This is a genomic window from Nonomuraea sp. NPDC003560 (assembly GCF_042878785.1).
GTDB lineage: Bacteria > Actinomycetota > Actinomycetes > Streptosporangiales > Streptosporangiaceae > Nonomuraea.
Map to the genome: position 1 here is coordinate 256,202 of NZ_JBIAOF010000011.1, position 21,071 is coordinate 277,272.

18 protein-coding genes are annotated in these 21,071 nt (G+C 71.2%); 10 read left to right on the forward strand and 8 right to left on the reverse strand.

What is annotated here, in order from left to right:
• The 4 genes from ACFYUV_RS36750 (at position 1) to ACFYUV_RS36765 (ending at position 5,903) form a co-directional block, all read left to right on the forward strand.
• Positions 1-624 (forward strand): hypothetical protein, encoded by a 624-nt coding sequence (locus tag ACFYUV_RS36750; protein ID WP_352352929.1) that lies wholly within the window; start codon positions 1-3, stop codon positions 622-624.
• Between the two features lie 2 nt (positions 625-626).
• Positions 627-1,724 (forward strand): bifunctional lytic transglycosylase/C40 family peptidase, encoded by a 1,098-nt coding sequence (locus tag ACFYUV_RS36755; protein ID WP_358294436.1) that lies wholly within the window; start codon positions 627-629, stop codon positions 1,722-1,724.
• 13 nt (positions 1,725-1,737) lie between these two features.
• Positions 1,738-2,130: a (deoxy)nucleoside triphosphate pyrophosphohydrolase gene (locus ACFYUV_RS36760; protein ID WP_358294435.1), complete on the forward strand. Its 393-nt coding sequence runs from the start codon at positions 1,738-1,740 to the stop codon at positions 2,128-2,130.
• A 2,333-nt stretch (positions 2,131-4,463) separates the two neighbouring features.
• The gene (locus tag ACFYUV_RS36765) at positions 4,464-5,903 is read left to right on the forward strand and encodes a hypothetical protein (protein WP_387677162.1); all 1,440 of its coding nucleotides are present in this window, start codon (positions 4,464-4,466) and stop codon (positions 5,901-5,903) included.
• Between the two features lie 55 nt (positions 5,904-5,958).
• On the opposite strand, the gene ACFYUV_RS36770 is transcribed toward ACFYUV_RS36765, so the two are convergent.
• From ACFYUV_RS36770 to ACFYUV_RS36800, 7 genes are all read right to left on the reverse strand, one after another.
• Positions 5,959-6,711, reverse strand: a complete 753-nt coding sequence (locus ACFYUV_RS36770) for a succinate dehydrogenase/fumarate reductase iron-sulfur subunit (RefSeq protein WP_352324162.1) — start codon at positions 6,709-6,711, stop codon at positions 5,959-5,961.
• Entirely contained in the window at positions 6,708-8,594 is a 1,887-nt protein-coding gene (locus ACFYUV_RS36775) for a fumarate reductase/succinate dehydrogenase flavoprotein subunit (protein ID WP_387677165.1), read from the reverse strand. The genes ACFYUV_RS36770 and ACFYUV_RS36775 overlap by 4 nt, the downstream gene beginning before the upstream one ends.
• A gap of 13 nt (positions 8,595-8,607) precedes the next feature.
• A complete protein-coding gene (locus ACFYUV_RS36780; protein WP_387677168.1) occupies positions 8,608-9,393 on the reverse strand; it encodes a hypothetical protein in 786 nt (261 codons plus the stop codon).
• A 195-nt stretch (positions 9,394-9,588) separates the two neighbouring features.
• Positions 9,589-10,038, reverse strand: coding sequence for a response regulator (locus tag ACFYUV_RS36785; protein WP_352352922.1), 450 nt, complete (start codon positions 10,036-10,038; stop codon positions 9,589-9,591).
• Positions 10,035-11,177: an ATP-binding protein gene (locus ACFYUV_RS36790; RefSeq protein ID WP_387677171.1), complete on the reverse strand. Its 1,143-nt coding sequence runs from the start codon at positions 11,175-11,177 to the stop codon at positions 10,035-10,037. Before ACFYUV_RS36790 ends, ACFYUV_RS36785 begins: the two co-directional genes overlap by 4 nt.
• The gene (locus tag ACFYUV_RS36795; protein WP_387677174.1) at positions 11,174-12,310 is read right to left on the reverse strand and encodes a PP2C family protein-serine/threonine phosphatase; all 1,137 of its coding nucleotides are present in this window, start codon (positions 12,308-12,310) and stop codon (positions 11,174-11,176) included. Before ACFYUV_RS36795 ends, ACFYUV_RS36790 begins: the two co-directional genes overlap by 4 nt.
• Before the next feature lie 35 nt (positions 12,311-12,345).
• Positions 12,346-13,275: a LysR family transcriptional regulator gene (locus tag ACFYUV_RS36800; RefSeq protein ID WP_387677177.1), complete on the reverse strand. Its 930-nt coding sequence runs from the start codon at positions 13,273-13,275 to the stop codon at positions 12,346-12,348.
• Positions 13,276-13,407: 132 nt separating this feature from the next.
• Here ACFYUV_RS36800 and ACFYUV_RS36805 point away from each other — a divergent pair, with 132 nt between their 5' ends.
• The 5 genes from ACFYUV_RS36805 (at position 13,408) to ACFYUV_RS36825 (ending at position 18,627) form a co-directional block, all read left to right on the forward strand.
• Positions 13,408-14,166: a succinate dehydrogenase cytochrome b subunit gene (locus tag ACFYUV_RS36805; RefSeq protein ID WP_352352918.1), complete on the forward strand. Its 759-nt coding sequence runs from the start codon at positions 13,408-13,410 to the stop codon at positions 14,164-14,166.
• Positions 14,163-16,088, forward strand: a complete 1,926-nt coding sequence (locus ACFYUV_RS36810; protein WP_352352917.1) for a fumarate reductase/succinate dehydrogenase flavoprotein subunit — start codon at positions 14,163-14,165, stop codon at positions 16,086-16,088. Before ACFYUV_RS36805 ends, ACFYUV_RS36810 begins: the two co-directional genes overlap by 4 nt.
• Positions 16,085-16,825 carry a succinate dehydrogenase/fumarate reductase iron-sulfur subunit gene (locus ACFYUV_RS36815; protein ID WP_352352916.1) on the forward strand — a complete coding sequence of 247 codons (741 nt, stop codon included), beginning with the start codon at positions 16,085-16,087 and terminating at the stop codon, positions 16,823-16,825. The genes ACFYUV_RS36810 and ACFYUV_RS36815 overlap by 4 nt, the downstream gene beginning before the upstream one ends.
• 135 nt (positions 16,826-16,960) lie before the next feature.
• Positions 16,961-17,491 carry an RNA polymerase sigma factor gene (locus ACFYUV_RS36820; RefSeq protein ID WP_387677182.1) on the forward strand — a complete coding sequence of 177 codons (531 nt, stop codon included), beginning with the start codon at positions 16,961-16,963 and terminating at the stop codon, positions 17,489-17,491.
• The gene (locus tag ACFYUV_RS36825) at positions 17,488-18,627 is read left to right on the forward strand and encodes a CU044_5270 family protein (protein WP_387677185.1); all 1,140 of its coding nucleotides are present in this window, start codon (positions 17,488-17,490) and stop codon (positions 18,625-18,627) included. The genes ACFYUV_RS36820 and ACFYUV_RS36825 overlap by 4 nt, the downstream gene beginning before the upstream one ends.
• 20 nt (positions 18,628-18,647) lie before the next feature.
• Here the strand turns inward: ACFYUV_RS36825 and ACFYUV_RS36830 are convergent, their stop codons facing one another.
• On the reverse strand, positions 18,648-19,586 hold the full coding sequence (locus tag ACFYUV_RS36830; RefSeq protein ID WP_387677188.1) for an anti-sigma factor RsbA family regulatory protein: 939 nt from the start codon (positions 19,584-19,586) through the stop codon (positions 18,648-18,650).
• Positions 19,587-19,852: 266 nt separating this feature from the next.
• Here ACFYUV_RS36830 and ACFYUV_RS36835 point away from each other — a divergent pair, with 266 nt between their 5' ends.
• Entirely contained in the window at positions 19,853-21,040 is a 1,188-nt protein-coding gene (locus tag ACFYUV_RS36835; RefSeq protein WP_387677191.1) for an RtcB family protein, read from the forward strand.
• The last annotated feature ends 31 nt before the right edge of the window (positions 21,041-21,071 follow it).

Genomic DNA, 21,071 nt, shown 5'->3' on the forward strand with positions numbered 1-21,071 from the left:
ATGGCTCAGTCCGGTGACAAGCGCGGGCTGGCCTTCGCCGCCATCGTCGTGGTCATCGCCGCGGTCGGCGTCTACCTCACGATGTGGCCGAGCTCGGACGATCCGCCCGAGCAGGCCCCGGCCACGGGCACGACGTCCGCGTCCGCGCCCACGGCGGCGAGCAAGCCGCTGGCCACGGCCAGCGCCGCGCCGTTCGACGTCTACTCCTACCTGCCGATGAAGAAGGAGCAGCTGGCCGCCGCGGCGGACCTCGCCGAGCGCTTCACCGCCGTCTACGGCACCTTCCGGTACGACGAGGACCCGGCGGCGTACGCCACGAGGGTCAAGACGTTCACCACCGCCGAGCTGGGCAACATCCTCGCCCGGACGCTCACCTCGGCGGGCACCGTCCAGCAGAACCGCGACGACCAGATCGTCTCCCAGGCCACGGCCAGGCTGAAGGAGATCAGGCAGATCGAGAAGACCTCCATCGTGTTCGTCGTGACCGAGACCAGGCAGGTCACCGCGAAGAGCGGCAACCGGCAGGACGTCGAGGACCTGGCGGTCACGGTGAGCCAGCTCGGCGCCGACTGGCGGATCTTCGACGTGCTGCCCGCCACCGAGGGCCAGGACGGGGACAGCTAGCGGTGAAGTCCTCCCGAACCCGCCTGGCGCTGCTGCTCGGTCTCGCCGGGATCCTGCTGCTGGCCGCGATCATCATCTCGCCGATGCTGCTGGTCACGATGCCGTCCTTCCTGAACGGCGGCGGCGAGGGCTCGGTCGACTGCGAGGGCGGCACCCAGGTGCAGGAGGTGTCCGACTCGGGCGCCGCCGACATCCCGGGCGACTACCTCGACCTGTACAAGAAGTGGGGCAAGAAGATCGGCGTCCAGTGGACCATCCTGGCCGCCGTGGGCAAGCGCGAGACCGACCACGGCCGTTCCGACCTGCCCGGCGTCAAGAGCGGCACCAACTACGCGGGCGCGGCCGGCCCGATGCAGTTCCTGATCTCGACCTGGGGCGGCAAGGCGCAGATCCCGATCTCCTCGACGTTCAACGGCTACGCCTCCGACGGCGACGGCGACGGCGTGGGCGACGTCTACAACCCGGCCGACGCCATCCTCGGGGCCGCCAAGATGCTCAAGCGCAACGGCGCTCCCGAGAACGTCCGGCGGGCCCTGTTCACCTACAACCGCGCCTGGTGGTACGTCGACCAGGTCGAGGAGATCGCCAGGAAGTACGCCAAGTCGGGCGAGGTGGAGGTGCCGCCGCAGGCCGCCGAGGAGTGCGACGACCCCCTGGTGGCGGCCGCGCCCAGCGACGTCGTGGCCAAGATCCTGCAGTTCGCGCTGGCGCAGCGCGGCAAGCCGTACCTGTGGGGCGGCACCGGGCCGGACGCGTTCGACTGCTCGGGCATCATCTACGCGGCCTACCGGGCCGCCGGGCTGAGCATCCCGCGCACCACGTTCACGCAGTGGCCGTTCGGGGTGAAGGTGTCAGCGGGTGAGGAGGAGCCCGGTGACCTGGTGTTCTTCAACGCCGGTCCGGGCACGTCGGCAGATAATCCCGGTCATGTCGGGCTGGTCGTGTCGAAGGGCAAGATGCTGGAGGCCCGGTGCACGCTCTGCGGGCCGATCAAGGTCACGAGCTACCAGGCGCGCGACAACAAGGTGGGCTTCACCCGTCCCCTGCAGAACCCCGATGTGCTCGACCAGCTCAAGAAGCTGCAGAATCCCGCACTATGAGGATGACGAACGCATGAGCACGATCGTGGTCGCGGCGGTGATCGTCGCCCCCGGCGGCAGGGTGCTGGCCGCGCAGCGCGCCGCGCCGGCCGCGCTGGCCGGGGGCTGGGAGTTTCCCGGCGGCAAGGTGGACCCGGGGGAGAGCGAGGTGGCCGCGCTGGTCCGGGAGTGCCGCGAGGAGCTCGGCGTGGAGATCGCGGTGGGCGCGCGCGTGGGCGAGGACTGGGCGCTGTCGGACGGGTACGTCCTGCGCGTCTGGCTGGCCACGCTCACCTCCGGCACGCCCGAGGCCCGTGAGCACCTCGCTCTTCGCTGGCTGGGGCCGGGGGAGTACTACGACGTGGAGTGGCTGGGCGCCGACCTGCCGATCATGAAGACCGTGGAGAGTCTGCTTCAGCAGGATTAGACCGTCTCTCTCTGTGACATAACGATTACTACACGTGATTTGTCGCAGTGGGGGAGTGGAGTGATGCGGCGTGGCTGGATCCTTTCTGGAGCGCTGATCCTGGTGGCGTTGCCCTCCGTCCCCGTGGCGGCGGCGGGGGTGACGCTCGTGCTCGAACGCGTGAGCGGCCCCGAGGGTGTGGGCCAGTGGATCAGGACGGGTGACGTCCAGCGTTTCAGGGTCCGGCTCAACGGGATGGGCAAGGGGGCCAGGGTCGCGGTGGCGACCAGTCCGGCGGCGGCGTTGTCGGGGTTGGCGTGCCCGTCGCCCTCCGGTGCTTCCCGGCTGTCGGCCGGTGGGGTTGAGGGGTCCGAGGGTTCCGAGGCTTTTGGTGGGGTTCCGGCATCTGGAGGGGATCCCGTGTCGGGGCCGTGGAGTGCCGGAGGCGCGACGGATCCGGGTGCCGGGGCGTTCCAGGAGGAACCGGAGGGCTCGGATGGCCCGGATGGCCCGGAGGCGTGGCGCCCGGCGCCGGGCCGGCGCCTGACCCGCGCGCAGGCCGGTCACAGGGTGCCGCGCGCCGAGGACGGTCAGAGGGCGCCGCGCGCGGAGGCGGGAGAGGGCGCGCCGTGGGCTGAAGCCGGTCAGGGCGCGCCGTGGGCTGCGGGCGGGCGGGGAGTGTCGCGGGCTGAGGACGGTCAGGGCGTGTCTCGGGCTGAGGACGGTCGCGGGATGTCCCGGGCTGAGAGTCGTCGGGGCGTGCCTCGCGTTGACGGTGGTCGGGGGATGTCCCGGGTTGAGGACGGTTGGGGTGTGCCGCGGGCTGAGGGTGGTCAGGGGATGTCTCGGGCCGAGGGTGGTCGAGGGGTGTTTCCGGCTGAGGGTGGGCCGGGTGGGGGGCAGGTCGGTGGGGGGCGGCAGGCGGCCGGGGTGCTGGCCGCGCGGGCGCTGGCCGGCGTGGAGGGCTCGGCTTCCGATGGCGGTACGCTGCCCGGCGCGCGGGTCTGCGCCCTTGGGCCGATCTTCGGGGAGCGGGCGCTGGACGTGACCTTCCAGGCGCCCGAGGGGGCCAAGGAGGTGGTGCTCGCGGCGGTGGCCAGGATGCGGACGCCCTCCGGTGGGCTGACCACCATCAACAGGACCACGTCCATGCAGGTCGCCGAGGAGATGCCGCGCGAGACCGCCACGATCAGCGGCCAGGCGGTGCCTGTTCCGGCCACGGCCCCCCACAAGCGGAGACGGCCGGGCCGGCAGGTGACAGGCGGACAGGGACAGCAGGCGGGCGCCGCCGGGCTCCTCGCGGGGACGGGCGGAGGCGTCGCCGGGCTGACGCCGGGGGCGGGAGGAAAGACGCGAGGCGGCCTTCCCGGCCTAACCGGTACGACGGCGGGAAGGGGCGGCCTCCCCGGCTTGACCGGTACGACGGCGGGAAGGGGCGGCCTCCCCGGCTTGACCGGTACGACGGCGGGAAGGGGCGGCCTCCCTGGAGGGGCCGCGGGCCTGCCCATCACCGGTGGAGCCCGAGGGGCGCTCCCGCGCGTCGGCGGCGGGGGCGTGGCGCGGGCGCCGCGGCAGGGCGGCACGGGCGGAACCCTGGGGGCGTTCCCGCGTGCGGGAGGCGTGGGCCAGGGCCTCGCCCCTGAAACGACCGGCCGGGCGCCCGCCGGCGCCCGGGGGACGGCACGAAACGGCCTCCCCGGCGGCCTGACGGCGGGCAGCCTGCCTGGCGGCGCGTCGGGCAGCCTGTCGAGCGGACTGTCGAGCGGACTGACAGGGCGTCTGCCCGGTGGTGCGGCGCACGGAGGGCTGTCCGGTGCGGCAGGGCTGGCGCAGGGCGGGGTGCCGGGGATGACCCATCAGAGCCTGCCCGGCGGTATGCCGCCAGGGAGTGTGGCCGGAGGGGTGGCGCCGGGGAGCGTTGCCGGGGGTGTGGCGCCGGGAGGCGTGGCCGGGGGCATGGTGCCCGGGGGTGTCGCCGGAGGCATGGCCCCGGGAGGCGTCGCCGGGGGTGTGGCGCCGGGGGGCGTCGGTGGCGGGGTGCAGGGGGGAGTGGTTCCCGGCGGCGGGGTGGTCAGTCTGGCGCCGGAGTCGGGGGCCGGGGCGCCGTGGCCGGTGCAGGTGGTGGAGGCGCGGAAACCGGTTCGTCCGGTCGCGTACACCAGCCCGCTGGAGGGGTCGCGCGGCTTCTCGCTGGTCATCGGGGCGATCGGCGTTCTGCTGGGGGCCTTGTGGCTGGTTACGCGAGCAAGACGCCGCCATAAGCCGCGAAACGTATGGTAATTCCGTCTTTACTGTTGCTTTGACCCGACTAGTATTCCCTTGACCATGGTTCCGGGACTATGCGGAGGGCTCCGGTGGCACGCACGCGAGCGACGGCCGTGTCCGCGATCGTCCTAGCGCTCGGGCTCACGGGCGTCGGCGTGGCCCCCTTCGTCGGTCAGAGCGCGAGCGCCTCGGTCAGCCGCGCGGCGTTCGACCCGGCGGTGGAGCCGTGCGACGCGGGCCAGACCTGTGATCCGCAGACCACGGTCACGGTCACGACGACGTTGGGCACGCCCACGCCGGAGGAGGCTCCGGAGACGACGATCACGCACACCGTCACCGCGAGCCCGACGAAGACCACGAAGGCCCCGAAGCCGCCCAAGACCACCACGGCCCCCACGCCCCCGCCCGTCCAGGAGACGACGCAGCAGCCGCTGGCGCCCCTGCCCACCGCGCAGACCACGGCCGGTCCACTGCCCACGGAGCAGACGACGGAGCCGTCCGTCGAGATGCCGTCCGTCGCGCCGACGGACCCGCCCACCACGGCCGCCCCGCTGACCGCCGACACCGCCCCGAGCACGGACTCGGTCCAGCTTGAGGTGCGCGCGGCCGCGCCGGAGTTCGACCAGAAGTCGCTGACGCAGAAGCTCAGCATCCCGGCGCTGGTGCTGGTCCTGCTCGCGCTGTTCGCGGTGCTCATCTTCGAGGGACGGCTGCGCCGCATGGCCCACGCGGCGGCCGTGCGCAAGGCGGGCCCCCCGATGGCCTCCCCGGTGGGCCGCCCGGACGCGCCCCCGCCCGGCTACCCCGCCGGACCCGGTTACGCCACGGCGTCCTTCCCCGCCCCCGGCTACCCGGGAGGCACGGCGTACGCGCCGATCATCAGCTTCGTCCCGATCCAGACCTACCCGGCCGGTCAGCCCGGCTACGGCCCGGCCCACCACGACCCGGCCTACCACGACCCGGCCTACCACGACCCGGCCTACCACGACCCGTACGGGCCCCAGGGCGGCTACCCGCCCGAGCCGGCGCCGACCGTGCCCGCCACCATGCCTGCCAACATGCCCGCCACCATGCCGGCGACCGCGCCCGAGCCCGTCGTGCTGCACCCGGACGAGTTCGACTCCTACAACGAGCCGCCGCAGCCCGCCCAGGACTACCGTGACCCGTTCGAGCCGCTGATCCCGGCCGAGCAGCCGCCCGCCGAGATCCCCCCGGGCGGCGGGAAGCCGTACGAGGACGAGCGCGAGTTCCCGCTCGCCCCGGCGGCGGCGGCCGAGAGCGGCGACTCCGAGCCCTGGCAGCAGGGCCCGTCCCTGTTCGAGCCGAAGCAGCCGGTGCAGCCCCGCCCGCCGGTGCGACCGCAGGGCGAGCAGCCGGAGCCGCCGGAGGGCTACCGGCCGCCGCCGTACCTGCCGCCGGAGGGGGACGCCGCGACGGTCGTCCAGCCGTTGCCGCCGCAGCCCCCCGAGGGCGCCACCAAGGAGATGCAGGACCCCAAGCACCGGAAGAAGCGCTGGGGCCGCAAGTAGCACAAAGCGGAAGCGGGGGCCGGATCCGTCCGGCCCCCGCTTCCGCTTTCTCCGCCTACTTGGCGCGCTTGAAGATCTTGTTGCCCAGCCAGACCAGCGGGTCGTACTTGCGGTCGGCCACGCGCTCCTTCATCGGGATCAGCGCGTTGTCAGTGATCTTGATGTGCTCGGGGCAGACCTCGGTGCAGCACTTGGTGATGTTGCAGTAGCCGAGCCCGTGCTCCTCCTGGGCGGACTCCTGCCGGTCGGCCACGTCGTACGGGTGCATGTCCAGCTCGGCGATCCGCATGAGGAAACGCGGGCCGGCGAAGGCCGGCTTGTTCTCCTCGTGGTCGCGGATCACGTGGCAGACGTTGTTGCACATGAAGCACTCGATGCACTTGCGGAACTCCTGCGAGCGCTCGACGTCGACCTGCTGCATGCGGTACTCGCCGGGCCGGACGCCCGCCGGCGGGGTGAACGAGGGGATCTCGCGGGCCTTCTGGTAGTTGAAGGACACGTCGGTGACCAGGTCTTTGATGACGGGGAAGGTCCGCATCGGGGTGACCGTGATGGTCTCGTCCTCGGAGAAGGTGGACATCCGGGTCATGCAGCCCAGGCGCGGCTTGCCGTTGATCTCCATGCTGCACGAGCCGCACTTGCCGGCCTTGCAGTTCCAGCGCACCGCCAGGTCGGGGGCCTGCGTGGCCTGCAGCCGGTGGATGATGTCGAGGACGACCTCGCCCTCGTTCACCTCGACCGTGAAGTCCTCGAGCTTGCCCTCGCCGCCCTCACCACGCCAGACCTTGAACTTCGCCTTGTAACTCATTTGGCAATCCCGTCGAACTCGGCCATCTCTTCGTCGGTGAGGTACTTCTTCAGCTCGTCCCGGTCGAACAGGGTGATCAGGTCCTCGCGCATGGACGGCTGGACCTTCTCCACGACCTGGACGTCGTTGCCGTCCGCGGTGGAGCAGACGAGCAGCTTGCGGCGCCATTCCGGGTTCATCCCGGGGAAGTCGTCGCGGGTGTGGCCGCCGCGGCTCTCCTCGCGCAGGAGGGCGGCGCGGGCCACGCACTCGGAGACCAGGACCATGTTCCGCAGGTCGATGGCCAGGTGCCAGCCGGGGTTGTAGATCCGCGAGCCGGCCGCGCCGACCTGGCGCACCCGCTCCTTGAGCTTCTCCACGACCTCCATGGCCTCGGAGACCTCCTCGGCCTTGCGGATGATGCCGACCAGCTCGTTCATCGTCCGCTGGAGCTCGTGGTGCACCTCGTACGGGTTCTCGCCGTCGCGCTGGAGGGGCGCCAGGGCCTCCTCGCGGGCCGCGTCCACGAGCTCCTGGACGACCTTGGGACGGGTCTTGAGCCCGTCGACGTAGGCCGCCGCGCCCGCGCCCGCGCGCCGCCCGAACACCAGCAGGTCGGACAGCGAGTTGCCGCCCAGCCGGTTGGACCCGTGCATGCCGCCGGACACCTCGCCCGCCGCGAACAGGCCGGGCACGGCCGCCGCGCCGGTGTCGGCGTCGACCTCGACGCCGCCCATGATGTAGTGGCAGGTCGGGCCCACCTGCATGGGCTCGGCGGTGATGTCGACGTCGGCCAGCTCCTTGAACTGGTGGTGCATCGACGGCAGCCGCTTCTTGATCTCCTCGGCCGGCAGGCGGGTGGAGACGTCGAGGAAGACGCCGCCCTGGGGCGATCCGCGGCCCGCCTTGACCTCGGCGTTGATCGCGCGGGCCACCTCGTCACGCGGCAGGAGCTCCGGCGGGCGCCGGTTGTTGGCCTGGTCGGTGTACCAGCGGTCGCCCTCCTCCTCGGTGGTGGCGTACTTGTCCTTGAACACCTCGGGGATGTAGTCGAACATGAAGCGCTTGCCCTCGGAGTTGCGCAGCACGCCGCCGTCGCCCCGGACGGACTCGGTGACGAGGATGCCGCGCACGGACGGCGGCCAGACCATCCCGGTGGGGTGGAACTGGATGAACTCCATGTTGATCAGGTTGGCGCCGGCGAGCAGGGCCAGGGCGTGGCCGTCGCCGGTGTACTCCCAGGAGTTGGAGGTGACGACGTACGACTTGCCGATGCCGCCGGTGGCCAGGACCACGGCGGGGGCGTCGAACAGCAGGAAGTTGCCGGTCTCGCGCCAGTAGCCGAACGCGCCGGAGATGCGGTCGCCGTCCTTCAGCAGGCGGGTGACCGTGCACTCGGCGAAGACCTTGATGTAGGCCTCGTGGTCGCCGTGCGTCTCGAAGTCCTCCTGCTGCAGCGCGACGACCCGCTGCTGGAGGGTGCGGATCAGCTCCAGGCCGGTACGGTCGCCCACGTGTGCGAGCCGCGGGTACTCGTGACCGCCGAAGTTCCGCTGGCTGATCTTGCCGTCCTTGGTGCGGTCGAACAGCGCGCCCCACGCCTCCAGCTCCCAGACGCGGTCGGGGGCCTCCTTGGCGTGCAGCTCGGCCATGCGCCAGTTGTTGAGGAACTTGCCGCCCCGCATGGTGTCACGGAAGTGCACCATCCAGTTGTCGTCGGAGTTGACGTTCCCCATCGCGGCGGCCGCGCCGCCCTCGGCCATGACGGTGTGGGCCTTGCCGAACAGCGACTTGCAGACGATCGCCGTGCGCTTGCCCTGCTGACGGGCCTCGATGGCGGCCCGCAGCCCGGCGCCGCCCGCACCGATGACGACGACGTCGTATTCGTGACGCTCGATTTCCACTGGAAGAAGTCCTTTATGCGAACGGGAAGGCGATGACGCCCTTGGCGACCATGCGGACGTAGAAGTCGGCGATCATGACCGAGAACATCGAGGCCCAGGCGAGCTGCTGGTGCTTGGCGTTGAGCTTGGAGACGAACGTCCAGGCCTTGTAGCGCAGCGGGTGACGGGAGAAGTGGTTGAGCCTGCCCGCGGTGATGTGCCTGCAGGAGTGGCACGACAACGTGTACGTGTTGATCAGCACGGCGTTGATCACCAGGATCCAGGTGCCGAGGCCCTGCGGCTTGTGCACCAGCGCCAGGACGGCGTCGTAGGCCAGCACGAGGCCGATCACGATGGCCGCGTAGAAGAAGTACCGGTGGATGTTCTGCAGGATCAGCGGGAACCGGGTCTCACCGGTGTACTTGCCGTGCGGCTCCTGGACGGCGCACGCGGCCGGCGACAGCCAGAACGACCGGTAGTACGACTTGCGGTAGTAGTAACACGTGAGCCGGAAGCCGCCCGGCAGGCCGAGGATGAGCAGCCCCGGCGGCAGGGTGAACCAGTCGCCGATCGGCGCCCACCCGAACAGCCGCGCGCCCTCGGGGCACGCCGTGGTCAGACAGGGCGAGGCGAACGGGGCGATGTACGGATCGACGAAATAACTACCGTCGATGATCGCCCACACGCCGTAGACGAGGAACGAGCTGAGCCCGAGGAAGGTCAGCAGCGGGACCAGCCACCACCTGTCGGTGCGCAGCGTGCGCACCCTCACCTGGGCACGTTGCCTTCTGAGCGGGGCTTCGGGCGTCGTCTGGGTCATCGCGGACCTCTCCACCTCCCGCGGACCCTGCACACAGGGGGGTCCGGGTCGTTTCACTGGGCGCGCGTACGGCGGGTGCGGTACCGCTCTGGGCGCGCATTGGTGGGGGATACGTTACGACGACCGCATACGATTTTGTGAGCGGGGTCACTCACTTTTTCGATGACCCACTGTGATTCCTGTCACGTATACGCGTCAGGGCCGCGGGCCGGGGGCCGGCAGCTTCACGACGGTCACGAAAAAATCATCTATTTGCCGGACAACACGGATAAATTGCTCGAAATCCACTGGCTTCGCGACATAGGCGTTGGCGTGCAGCCGGTAGCTGTGCAGGATGTCCTCCTCCGCCTCCGAGGTCGTCAGGATCACCACGGGGATCGTCCGCAGGGCGGCGTCGGCCTTGACCTCGCTCAGCACCTCCAGGCCGTTCATCCGGGGCAGGTTGAGGTCGAGCAGGATCAGGTCGGGCCGCGGCGCGCCGGCGTAGGCGCCCTCCCGCCGCAGGTACGCCATCGCCTGCTCGCCGTCGTTGACCACGTTGAGCCGGTTGCGCACCTTGTTGAGGTCGAACGCCTCCCTGGTGAGCAGGATGTCCCCCTGGTCGTCCTCCACGAGGAGCACGTCGATCGGGCGCCAGTCCGTCATGCGTCGCCTCCGGCCGCCGGCAGCGTCCAGCGGAACGTCGTGCCCTGATCGGCCGGTTCGGCGTCGAGCCAGAGCTGCCCGCCGTGGTACTCGACGATCTTCCGGCAGAGCGCCAGGCCGATGCCGGTGCCGGGGTACACGTCGCGGGGGTGGAGCCGCTGGAAGATCAGGAAGATGCGGTCGGCGTACTTGGGGTCGACGCCGATGCCGTTGTCGGAGCAGCTGAACTCCCACATGTCGCCCTTCCGCTCGGCCGTCAGGCGCACGCGCGGCGGGTCCTCGGAGCGGAACTTGATCGCGTTCTCGACGAGGTTCTGGAAGAGCTGCGTGAGCTGCATCCGGTTGCCCTCGACCACGGGCAGGTCGTCGCGGGTGACGGTGGCGCCGGTGTCCTCGATCGTGGCCGACAGGTTCTCCAGGGCCCGGTCCAGGGCCCCGCCCGAGTCGGTCGGCACCCGCTCGCCGCTCACCCGGCCCACCCGGGAGAAGTCGAGCAGGTCGTTGATCAGGAGCTGCATGCGCTTGGCGCCGTCGACCGCGTAGTGGATGTACTGGCGGGCGCGGTCGTCGAGCTGCGGGCCGTACCGCTGCTCCAGCATCTGGGTGAAGCTGGCGACCTTGCGCAGCGGCTCCTGCAGGTCGTGGCTGGCGACGTAGGCGAACTGCTCCAGCTCGCCGTTGGACCTGCGCAGCTCGTCGGCCTGGTCGGCGGCCCCGCGCCAGGCCGAGACGATGCGGCGGCGCATGGAGTCGACGTGGCTGGACAGCTCGCTCAGCTCGGCCGGCCGGTCGACGCCGAGCCGGTGGTCGAAGTCGCCGGCGGCCACCGTGCGGACCTGCTCGGTGAGCTGGTCGATGGGCTTGAGCACGGCGTACCTGATCACGAACGCCAGGCCCGCCCCGCCCGCCAGCAGCACCGCGAACAGCACGACCAGCGCCACGTTGAGCCGGTCGAGCTGGGCGGCGATCTCCGGCCTCGGCCCCAGGGCCCGCGCGTGCGCGATCATCGACATGGTGACCACCACGCCGGTCGCGAACGCGAACCCCGCCAGCACGCCGATGGCAAGGAACCAGCGGGCCACCGGCAGCCTGCCGAGCCCGGTCGGCGCCTTCGGCGGCGGCAGCGGATGGATGCTCATGCCTTCCTCCTCGACACCAGGACCACCGCGAGATCGTCGCTGAGCCTGCCGGCGTGCCTGATCAGCCGGTCGAGGTCGATCACGCCGTGCTCGCGCACCAGGCCGACCAGGCCCTCCACGCCGAGCAGCTCCTTCTGCCCGCCGACGGCCGCCTCGATCAGGCCGTCGGTGTAGAGCATGATCGACCAGTCGTCGCCGAGGGGCACGTCGATGACCCTCCACTCGGCGTCGGGGAAGATGCCGAGCGGCGGCCCCGAGGGCGTGCCGGCCAGCACCGCGGGCACGCCGTCGCGGACCAGCACCGGTGGCGGGTGCCCGACCACGCGCATCCGGGCCTGGCGCAGGTCGGGCGTGAAGGTGGCCATGCAGAGCGTGGTGAAGATCTCGGGCGCCTTGCGCTCGGCGCGCAGGAGGGCGTCCATCGTGCGCAGCAGCGTGTCGTCGGTCTGCCCGGCCAGCACCAGCGTGCGCCAGGCGATGCGCAGCGCCACGCCGAGCGCGGCCTCGTCGGGCCCGTGGCCGCAGACGTCGCCCACCACGACGTGCACCGCGCCGTCGGCGGTCTGGACCATGTCGAGGAAGTCGCCGCCCAGCAGGGTTCCCTGGTTGCCCGGCAGGTAGCGGATCTGGTGCGTGATCGCCTCGGTGCGCAGCAGGGGCACGGGCAGCAGGCCGCTCTCCAGGCGGGCGTTCTCCTTGGCGGTCAGCTCGGCCTCGAACAGCCTGAGCTGGGCCAGGTCGGCGCGCTTGCGCTCCATGGCGTACCTGATCGACCTGGCCAGCAGGCGGGCGTCGATGTCCTGCTTGACCAGGTAGTCCTGGGCGCCCGCCTGGACGGCGGCCACGCCGACGTGCACGTCCCGGAGGCCGGTGAGGACCAGGACGGCCGCGTGCGGCGCCAGCGCCAGCACCTCCTCCAGCGCCTCCAGCCTGCTGGCGTCGGGCAGGGTGAGGTCGACGAGAACGCACTGGATCGTCGGGTCGAGCTTGGCCTTGGCCTCCTGGAGGCTGCGCGCCCAGAAGATCGTCGGTGGCGCCTCGGCCTGGTTGAGCAGTTCTTCGACGAGGAAGGCGTCGCCGTCGTCGTCCTCGATGAGGAGCAGTGTCAGCGGCTCGTTGAGGTTTGCCGTCACACAATGCCTTCCCGGGGGAGTCGGGCTGTTGCTGCTCATTCTGCGATGAGCTCGACCCCTTGCGGAAGCGTGCCTTCCTGTCCGGCCTCGACCACGAAGGCGAGCAGGGTCTCCCGGAACGCCTGCGCGGCCCTGGTGGGCTCGACGTCCTTGCGGTGGGCCAGGGCGATCGTCCGGCTCAGGCCGGGCGGGGCCAGCGGCGTGCCGGACAGTCCCGGCCGCCCGTCGAGCACCATCGACGGCACCACGGCCACGCCGAGCCCCGCCTCCACGAAGCGCAGCACCGCGTCCATCTCGCCGCCCTGCACCGAGAACCGGGGCTCGAACCCGGCCTGGCGGCAGGCCGTGAGGGTGGCCTCGCGCAGGTCGTAACCGCGCCGGAACATCACCATCTGCCGCCCGCGCAGGTCCTCGATCCGCAGGTACGGCCCCCGCGCCCGCTCGTGCGAGGGCGAGACCACCACCAGGTTCTCCCGCAGGATCTCCTCGGTCACCAGGGAGGGGTCGTCGCTCTGCAGCGGCATGATGATCAGCGACAGGTCGAGCTGCCCCCTGGCCAGCGCCCTGACCAGGTCACGCGAGCCGCCCTCCTCCACCAGCAGCTCCACCCCCGGGTAGGCCCGGTGGAAGCGCGCCAGCGCGTCGGCCAGCAGGCCCGCGCACAACGACGGCGTGGCCCCCAGCCGCACCCGGCCCCGGCGCAGCCCGGCCAGCTCGGCCACCTCCTGCCGGGCGGTGTCGGCGTCGGCCAGCATCCGGCGGGCCAGCGGCAGCAGCGCCTCGCCCGCGGCCGTCAGCGTGACGTTGCCGCGCGCGCGGGAGAACAGCGGGGCGCCGAGGTCGTTCTCCAGAGCCTTGATCTGCTTGCTGAGCGAGGGCTGGGCGACCCGCATGCGCTCGGCCGCCTGGGTGAAGTGCCTGGTCTCCGCGACCGCGACGAAGTAGGCGAGCTGCTGCAACTGCATGTGATTTTCCTCGCACCGGCCGAGCATTTTTCCTTATGCCGACCGTATAAACCAAGCATCATAGCCGGAAGCTATGGAAACCAGATCCGCGATGACTTGGACGGATCATTGCTGGATACCTAGCGTTCAAACGTGACTGCCACGATAGAGCGCGGCGCCGCCACCGCGCCTGTTAACGCCCCCAAGGGTGCCTCGCCCGCACCGACGTCCAAGAAGCCGAGCCGGTTCCTGAGCTCGTCGAACGGCAAGAAAGTCGTCATGGCCGTCACGGGCGCCGTGATGGTGTCCTTCCTCGTCCTGCACATGCTGGGCAACCTGAAGATCTTCCTCGGCAAGGACTCGTTCAACGAGTACGCCGTCGCCCTGCGCACGCTCCTTGAGCCCATCGCGCCGTACCGGACGGTGCTGACGATCCTGGAGATCGGGCTCGTCGTCTCGGTCGTGCTGCACATGTGGGCCGCGATCTCGCTGGCGCGCAAGGCGGCCAAGGCCCGTCCGGTGAAGTACGTGGCCAAGAAGTCCCAGGCCAACGGCTACGCCACGCACATCATGCGGTTCGGCGGCCTGACGATCCTGCTGTTCGTGATCTGGCATCTGCTCGACCTGACCTTCGGCGTCGTCAACCCCAAGGGCTTCGACTCCGAGCCCGCCGACCGCATGGTCGCCGGCTTCGACCCGTCCCGCTGGTGGGTGACCCTCATCTACCTCGTGGCCGTCGTCATGGTCGGCCTGCACCTGCGGCACGGCATCTGGAGCGCCTTCCAGACGCTGGGCTGGGCCAACCGCAGCCGCTACCGCGGCCTGCGCCTGACGGCCGCCCTCGTCTCGGCGGTCCTGGTCGTCGGCTTCCTGGCACCGCCCCTCGCCATCACGTTCGGAGTTGTGAAGTGAAGTACACCGAAGGCTCGGAGATCCGGGACACCAAGGCGCCCGCCGGTCCCATCGAGGAGCGGTGGGAGAAGCGGAAGTTCAGCGCCAAGCTGGTCAACCCGGCCAACAAGCGCAAGCTCAACGTGATCGTCGTCGGCACCGGACTGGCGGGCGGCTCGGCCGCGGCGACCCTGGGCGAGCTGGGCTACAACGTCAAGTCGTTCTGCTACCAGGACACGCCCCGGCGCGCCCACTCCATCGCCGCCCAGGGCGGCATCAACGCCGCCAAGAACTACCGCGGCGACGGCGACTCGATCTACCGGCTCTTCTACGACACGGTCAAGGGCGGCGACTTCCGCGCCCGCGAGTCGAACGTCTACCGCCTGGCCCAGGTGTCGGTGAACATCATCGACCAGGCCGTGGCCCAGGGCGTGCCGTTCGCCCGCGAGTACGGCGGCCTGCTGGACACCCGCTCGTTCGGCGGCGCCCAGGTCTCCCGCACGTTCTACGCCCGCGGCCAGACGGGCCAGCAGCTCCTGCTGGGCGCCTACCAGGCGCTGGAGCGGCAGATCGCGGCCGGGACCGTGGAGATGCACACCCGCCACGAGATGCTCGACCTGATCGTCTCCGACGGCCGGGCGCGCGGCGTCATCGTGCGCGACATGGTGACCGGCGAGATCGAGCGGCACCTGGCCGACGCCGTGGTGCTGGCCACCGGCGGTTACGGCAACGTGTTCTTCCTGTCCACGAACGCCAAGGGCTGCAACACGACGGCCATCTGGCGGGCGCACGAGCGCGGGGCGTACTTCGCGAACCCGTGCTACACGCAGATCCACCCGACCTGCATCCCGGTCTCCGGTGAGTACCAGTCGAAGCTGACGCTGATGTCGGAGTCGCTGCGCAACGACGGCCGCGTGTGGGTGCCGCTGCGCAAGGACGACGACCGGGCCCCCGGCGACATCCCGGAGGAGGAGCGCGACTACTACCTGGAGCGCATCTACCCGGCCTTCGGCAACCTCGTCCCGCGTGACATCGCCTCCCGCGCCGCCAAGAACGTCTGCGACGAGGGCCGCGGCGTCGGCCCCGGAGGGCTGGGCGTCTACCTCGACTTCCGCGACGCCATCGGCCGGCTCGGCCGCGACGCCGTGGAGAAGAAGTACGGCAACCTCTTCGAGATGTACGAGCGCATCACCGGCGAGAACCCGTACGACGTGCCGATGCGCATCTACCCCGCCGTCCACTACACGATGGGCGGCCTGTGGGTGGACTACGACCTGCAGTCCACGATCCCCGGCCTGTTCGTGATCGGCGAGGCCAACTTCTCCGACCACGGCGCGAACCGGCTCGGCGCCTCGGCGCTGATGCAGGGCCTGGCCGACGGGTACTTCGTGCTGCCCACCACGATCGGCGACTACCTGGCCAACGGCCCGTACGGTGAGGTGGACGAGGAGGCCGTGGCCGAGGCGGAGATCAAGGTCCGGACCCGGATCGACCGCCTGATGTCGGTGAACGGCACCCGCACCCCCGACTCCTTCCACCGCGAGCTGGGCAAGCTCATGTGGGACTACTGCGGCATGGAGCGCACCGAGGAGTCGCTGCGCAAGGCCCTGGAGCGCATCCCCGAGCTGCGCGAGGAGTTCTGGAAGAACGTCAAGGTGTCCGGCACCGCCGAGGAGCTGAACCAGGTCCTGGAGAAGGCCGGCCGCGTCGCCGACTTCTTCGACCTGGCCGAGCTCATGTGCCTGGACGCCCTCGTCCGCACCGAGTCCTGCGGCGGCCACTTCCGCGCCGAGTCGCAGGACCCCGACGGCGAGGCCCTGCGCGACGACGAGCACTTCGCGCACGTCTCGGCCTGGGAGCGCACGCCCTCCGGCGAGACGGTGCTGCACAAGGAACCGCTCGAGTACGAGTACGTCAAGATGACCCAGCGGAGCTACAAGTGAACCTGACCCTCAAGGTCTGGCGTCAGAGCGCCCCCTCGGACGCCGGGCGCATGGTGACGTACCGGGTGGAGGACGTGTCCCCGGACATGTCGTTCCTGGAGATGCTGGACGTGCTGAACGAACGGCTGATCCTGGAGGGCGACGACCCGATCGCCTTCGACCACGACTGCCGCGAGGGCATCTGCGGCATGTGCGGCATGGTCATCAACGGCGTGGCGCACGGCGAGCAGCGCGCCACGACGACCTGCCAGCTGCACATGCGCCACTTCGAGGACGGCGCCGAGATCACCATCGAGCCGTGGCGCGCCGCGCCCTTCCCGGTGGTCAAGGACCTGGTCGTGGACCGCAGCGCGTTCGACCGCATCATCCAGGCGGGCGGCTTCGTCTCGGTCCCGGCCGGCTCGGCCCCGGACGCGCACAGCGTCCCGGTGCGCAAGGAGGACGCCGACGCCGCGTTCGACGCCGCGACCTGCATCGGCTGCGGCGCCTGCGTGGCCGCCTGCCCGAACGGCTCGGCCTCCCTGTTCACCGCCGCCAAGATCACCCACCTCAGCCTGCTGCCCCAGGGCCAGCCCGAGCGCCTGACCCGCGCGAAGGCCATGGTGGACCAGATGGACGCCGAGGGCTTCGGCGGCTGCACGAACACCGGCGAGTGCACGGCGGTCTGCCCCAAGGGCATCCCGCTGGACACCATTGCCCAGATGAACAGCGACTACCTCAAGGCCAACGCCAAGTAGGCCAGGTCGAGCAGGCCCCGTCCCGGAACGCCACCGGGGGCGGGGCTTCTGCTTTTCCGGCGAGCTGTAACAACACGGACGTTCCCACCACTTCCCGGTGTCAGAAGAACGCATCAGGGACGAAGGGGCTGCGCGGTGACGGATGATTCCCGCCGTTTCACCGGCATGTACGACGAATGCCGACAACGGGTGTGGGCCTACGCGGTCAGTCGTGCGGGCCGGCAGGTGGCCGACGAGGTGGTGAGCGAGACGTTCGCCATCGCCTGGCGGCGGCTGGACGACGTGCCGGAGCCGCCGCTGCCGTGGCTGCTCGGCGTGGCGCGCAACCTCCTGCGCGACGACGCCCGCTCGCAGGCGCGCAGGGACGCGCTGGCCGCCGAGCTGAGCTCGTGGACCGAGGACGGCCGCCCGGACGTGGCCGAGCAGGTGACCGAGCGCATGGGCGTGCTGCGCGCGCTGGCCGAGCTGCACGAGGACGACCGGGAGGTGCTCATGCTGGTCGCCTGGCACGGGCTGTCGCCCAAGGAGGGCGCCCGGGTCGTCGGCTGCTCGTCGGCGGCCTTCCGCGTCCGGCTGCACCGGGCCCGCAAGCGGCTCACGCGAGCCATGGAGTCCGCCGAACCGTCCCGTCCCTACGTGCGCAACCTCAGCGAGGAGTGGTCATGAACCCGATGGACGAACTCCGGGCCGCGCGGCCCGCGCACCTCGGCGACCGGCCGGTGGACGAGCACACCAGGGCCGCCGAGCTCGCGCACGCCATGTCCGGGCCGCGCGGGTCCCGGCGCCGGCGCACGGCCGTACGGCCGGTGTGGGGGCTCGCGGCCCTGGCGGCGGGGGCGACCGCGGTGGCCGTCGTGGTGGCGGGGAACGCGGCTCCGGCGCCCAGGAAGCAGGCTCCGCAGGCCGGGCAGAGCGCGTCGGCGACGCCGCGCAAGGTCACGCTGTCGGCCAGGGAGGTGCTGCTGGCCGCCGCGGAGAAGGCCGACCGGCAGCCCGACCGTACCGGCGACTGGTGGTACACCGTGACGGTGAGCAGGCACGCCTACCCCGCCGTCAAGGGCGGGTACCTGGTACTGGACCGGCAGCGCGACGAGGAGTGGACGCCGCGCGCGACCGGCGGCGAGCAGTGGAGCCGCACCCGCCGGCTCGGCGCGCTGCCCGCGAGCGAGGCCGACCGGCTGGCCTGGGAGCAGGCGGGCTCGCCCGCCGGGATCGAGGTGGTCGTGCCGATGAAGAAGGTGGCCCCGCTGACCCTGCGGACCTCCCCGGACAAGGCCACGACCTCGCACAGTCCCCTGGTCGACGGCGACAAGGTGTTCTGGCTCGGCCGCAACGTCACGATGAAGGACCTGCGCGGCCTGCCGGACGAGCCGGCGAAGCTGAAGAAGTGGCTGCTCGACTCCTACGACGGGCATTCGACCGAGTCGTCCAGCGTGGAGATGTCCGCCGACACCTGGCTGTTCACGGTCAGCGTCGGGCTGATCGTCTCCATGCCGGTGACGCCGCAGGTGCGCGGCGCCGCCTTCCGCATGCTGGCCGGGCTCGACTCCGTCAAGGTCATCGAGAACGTCACCGACGCCGAGGGGCGTACCGGCACGGCCGCGGCCATCCAGCAGAGCGACGAGCGCACCGGCGTGCGGGAGAGCCGCCTGATCTTCGACGAGGCCACCGGGCGGGCGCTGGGCACCGAGAGCGTCGTGGTCGAGCCGCGCGGCCTGTGGAAGAGCTTCGAGCCGGGCACGGTGTCGAGCTCCGAGGCCGTGCTGGAGGCCGGCTGGACGGACGCCGGCCCCAAGCGCTGAGCCCGCTGCGGCCCGCGCGGTCAGTCGCGCAGCAGGTGCAGGCGGAAGCGGGTCCCGGCCGGCTCGGAACGCACCTGGAGCAGGTCGCAGAGCTGGCGCACCACCCACAGGCCGTGCCCGCGCAGGGCGGTCGGGGCGGGCGGCAGGTAACCGGGCAGGACGGCCGTCAGCTTGCCCGGGTCGGTCACGTCGCACACGACGGCGTTCCCGTCGGTCCAGATCGCGAGGTCGCCGTGCCCGCCGCCGTGCTCGACGGCGTTGGCGGCGACCTCGTTGACGGTCAGCAGCAGGCGGTCGGTCAGGGCGCGGGACAGGCCGAGCCGTTCGGCGGTCGCCCGCACGTGCCGGCGCACGCGGTGCAGGTCGCCGTCGAAGCGCAGGCCGGCGACCCCGGGCGGCGGAGGCGGCAGCGGGTCGTGGTCGGAGGCGTGGCTGAAGGACTCGGGCTCGACGTAATCGGTGCTGGCACGGGGGCCGTCACCGGTCAGCAGCCCCGGATGGGTCCGGCGGGCGCCGCCGACGACCCGGTCCGGCACCGCGCGCGCGTCGAAGGCGCAGACCATCCAGGCCGCGCGGGCGGCGAACGCGGCGTTGAGCACCGACTCGTACCGGGTCCACTCGGCCTCCTCGACCGGGGTGCGGCCGTGCCAGACGGGCTCGCCGATCACCCTGACGCGGGGATGGGCGTCGAGGTAGCGGCCGTAGGCGGCCAGGGTGCGGCCCGGAGCGTCGTACCAGCCGCCGGCCTCGGCGAACTCGACCTCGCCCGCGTCGCCGCCGAGGGCCCGCGAGAGCAGGCCGATGTTGGCGGCCGTGGACACCACGAGCACCCTGTCCCGCGCGGCCAGCCCGTCGCGGCAGAAGGGCACGGCCGCGGCCAGGAAGCCGGCGTCGGTGGAGTAGACGAGCGCCTGGTGGACCAGCGGATGCTCGTCCGGCTGGCCGGCGACGGCGATCATGTGCGCCCCGTTTTCTCCGCGACGGCGAGCTGCTGCCCGGCCACGATCGGTTGGAGGGGTCGGGCCGTTCTCAACGGTATATCTCCCGGGTGCGCGCATACAGGGTGTATGTCGGCACACCACGGTCACCATAGCCAATGGAGCGCGGACCCGGACCGGGCTTGCCAAGATCTTCGGGGGCGGGGGCCGTACTAAATCGGTTGCAGGGGGTATGTCGTGTCTGGCCAGATAGATCGTGTTCTTGAAGGCGGCCGGGAGGAGGCGACATGGCGTACAACGAGGTGAGCGGGACCAGGCATCCGCTGCGGATGTGGGCGGAGCCGGAGACGGTGGAGCCGCAGGCGATGCAGCAGTTGCGGAACGTGGCCAACCTGCCCTGGGTCCATGGCGTCGCCGTCATGCCCGACGTGCACCACGGCAAGGGGGCGACGGTCGGGTCGGTCATCGCGATGAAGGACGCGGTGTCGCCGGCGGCCGTCGGGGTGGACATCGGCTGCGGGATGACGGCCGTGAAGACGTCGTACCAGGCGTCGCAGCTTCCCGACAACCTGGCCTACCTGCGGGGGAAGCTGGAGCAGGCGGTCCCCGTCGGCTTCCAGCACCACAAGCGGCCCGTCGATCCCGGCAAGGTGCACGGGATGCGGACGGCCGGGTGGGCGGAGTTCTGGCGCGAGTTCGACGACCTGGCCCCGGCCGTCCACGCCCGCCGCGAGCGGGCCGAGGCGCAGATGGGCACGCTCGGCGGCGGCAACCACTTCCTGGAGGTGTGCGCCGACGACGAGGGCTGGGTGTGGGTGGTCCTGCACTCGGGGTCGCGCAACATCGGCAAGGAACTGGCCGAGCACCACATCGGGGTGGCCCGCCGCCTCTCCCACAACCAGGGCCTGGTGGACCGGGACCTGGCGGTGTTCCTCGGCCACACCCCGGAGATGGACGCCTACCGCCGCGACCTGTACTGGGCCCAGGACTACGCGCGCCGCAACCGGGCGCTGATGATGGGCCTGGTCTGCGACGTCCTGCGCCGCCACCTGCCGGGCATCGGCTTCGACCAGCCCATCTCCTGCCACCACAACTACGTGGCCGAGGAGCGCTACGACGGGGTGGACGTGCTCGTCACCCGTAAGGGGGCGATCCGGGCGGGCAGCGGGGACCTGGGGATCATCCCGGGCTCGATGGCCACCGGCACGTACATCGTGAAGGGGCTGGGGAACCCGCGGGCGTTCAACTCGGCCTCGCACGGGGCCGGCCGGAAGATGAGCAGGACCAAGGCCAAGAAGACGTTCACGGTCAAGGACCTGGAGGAGCAGACGTTCGGGGTCGAGTGCCGCAAGGATCCCGGGGTGATCGACGAGATCCCGGGGGCGTACAAGGACCTGGAGTCGGTGATGGCCGCGCAGCGGGACCTGGTGGAGGTCGTGGCGCACCTGCGGCAGCTCATCTCCATCAAGGGCTGAGGCCCGCACGGCCCTGAGACGGGCCGTGCGG

Bases quoted from the DNA above. Each gene is read 5' to 3' on its own strand.
- ACFYUV_RS36780 (WP_387677168.1), bottom strand. From the start codon at position 9,393: ATGACCCAGACGACGCCCGAAGCCCCGCTCAGAAGGCAACGTGCCCAG.
- ACFYUV_RS36760 (WP_358294435.1), top strand. From the start codon at position 1,738: ATGAGCACGATCGTGGTCGCGGCGGTGATCGTCGCCCCCGGCGGCAGG.
- ACFYUV_RS36835 (WP_387677191.1), top strand. From the start codon at position 19,853: ATGGCGTACAACGAGGTGAGCGGGACCAGGCATCCGCTGCGGATGTGG.
- ACFYUV_RS36825 (WP_387677185.1), top strand. From the start codon at position 17,488: ATGAACCCGATGGACGAACTCCGGGCCGCGCGGCCCGCGCACCTCGGC.
- ACFYUV_RS36770 (WP_352324162.1), bottom strand. From the start codon at position 6,711: ATGAGTTACAAGGCGAAGTTCAAGGTCTGGCGTGGTGAGGGCGGCGAG.
- ACFYUV_RS36830 (WP_387677188.1), bottom strand. From the start codon at position 19,586: ATGATCGCCGTCGCCGGCCAGCCGGACGAGCATCCGCTGGTCCACCAG.
- ACFYUV_RS36785 (WP_352352922.1), bottom strand. From the start codon at position 10,038: ATGACGGACTGGCGCCCGATCGACGTGCTCCTCGTGGAGGACGACCAG.
- ACFYUV_RS36800 (WP_387677177.1), bottom strand. From the start codon at position 13,275: ATGCAGTTGCAGCAGCTCGCCTACTTCGTCGCGGTCGCGGAGACCAGG.
- ACFYUV_RS36750 (WP_352352929.1), top strand. From the start codon at position 1: ATGGCTCAGTCCGGTGACAAGCGCGGGCTGGCCTTCGCCGCCATCGTC.
- ACFYUV_RS36790 (WP_387677171.1), bottom strand. From the start codon at position 11,177: ATGAGCATCCATCCGCTGCCGCCGCCGAAGGCGCCGACCGGGCTCGGC.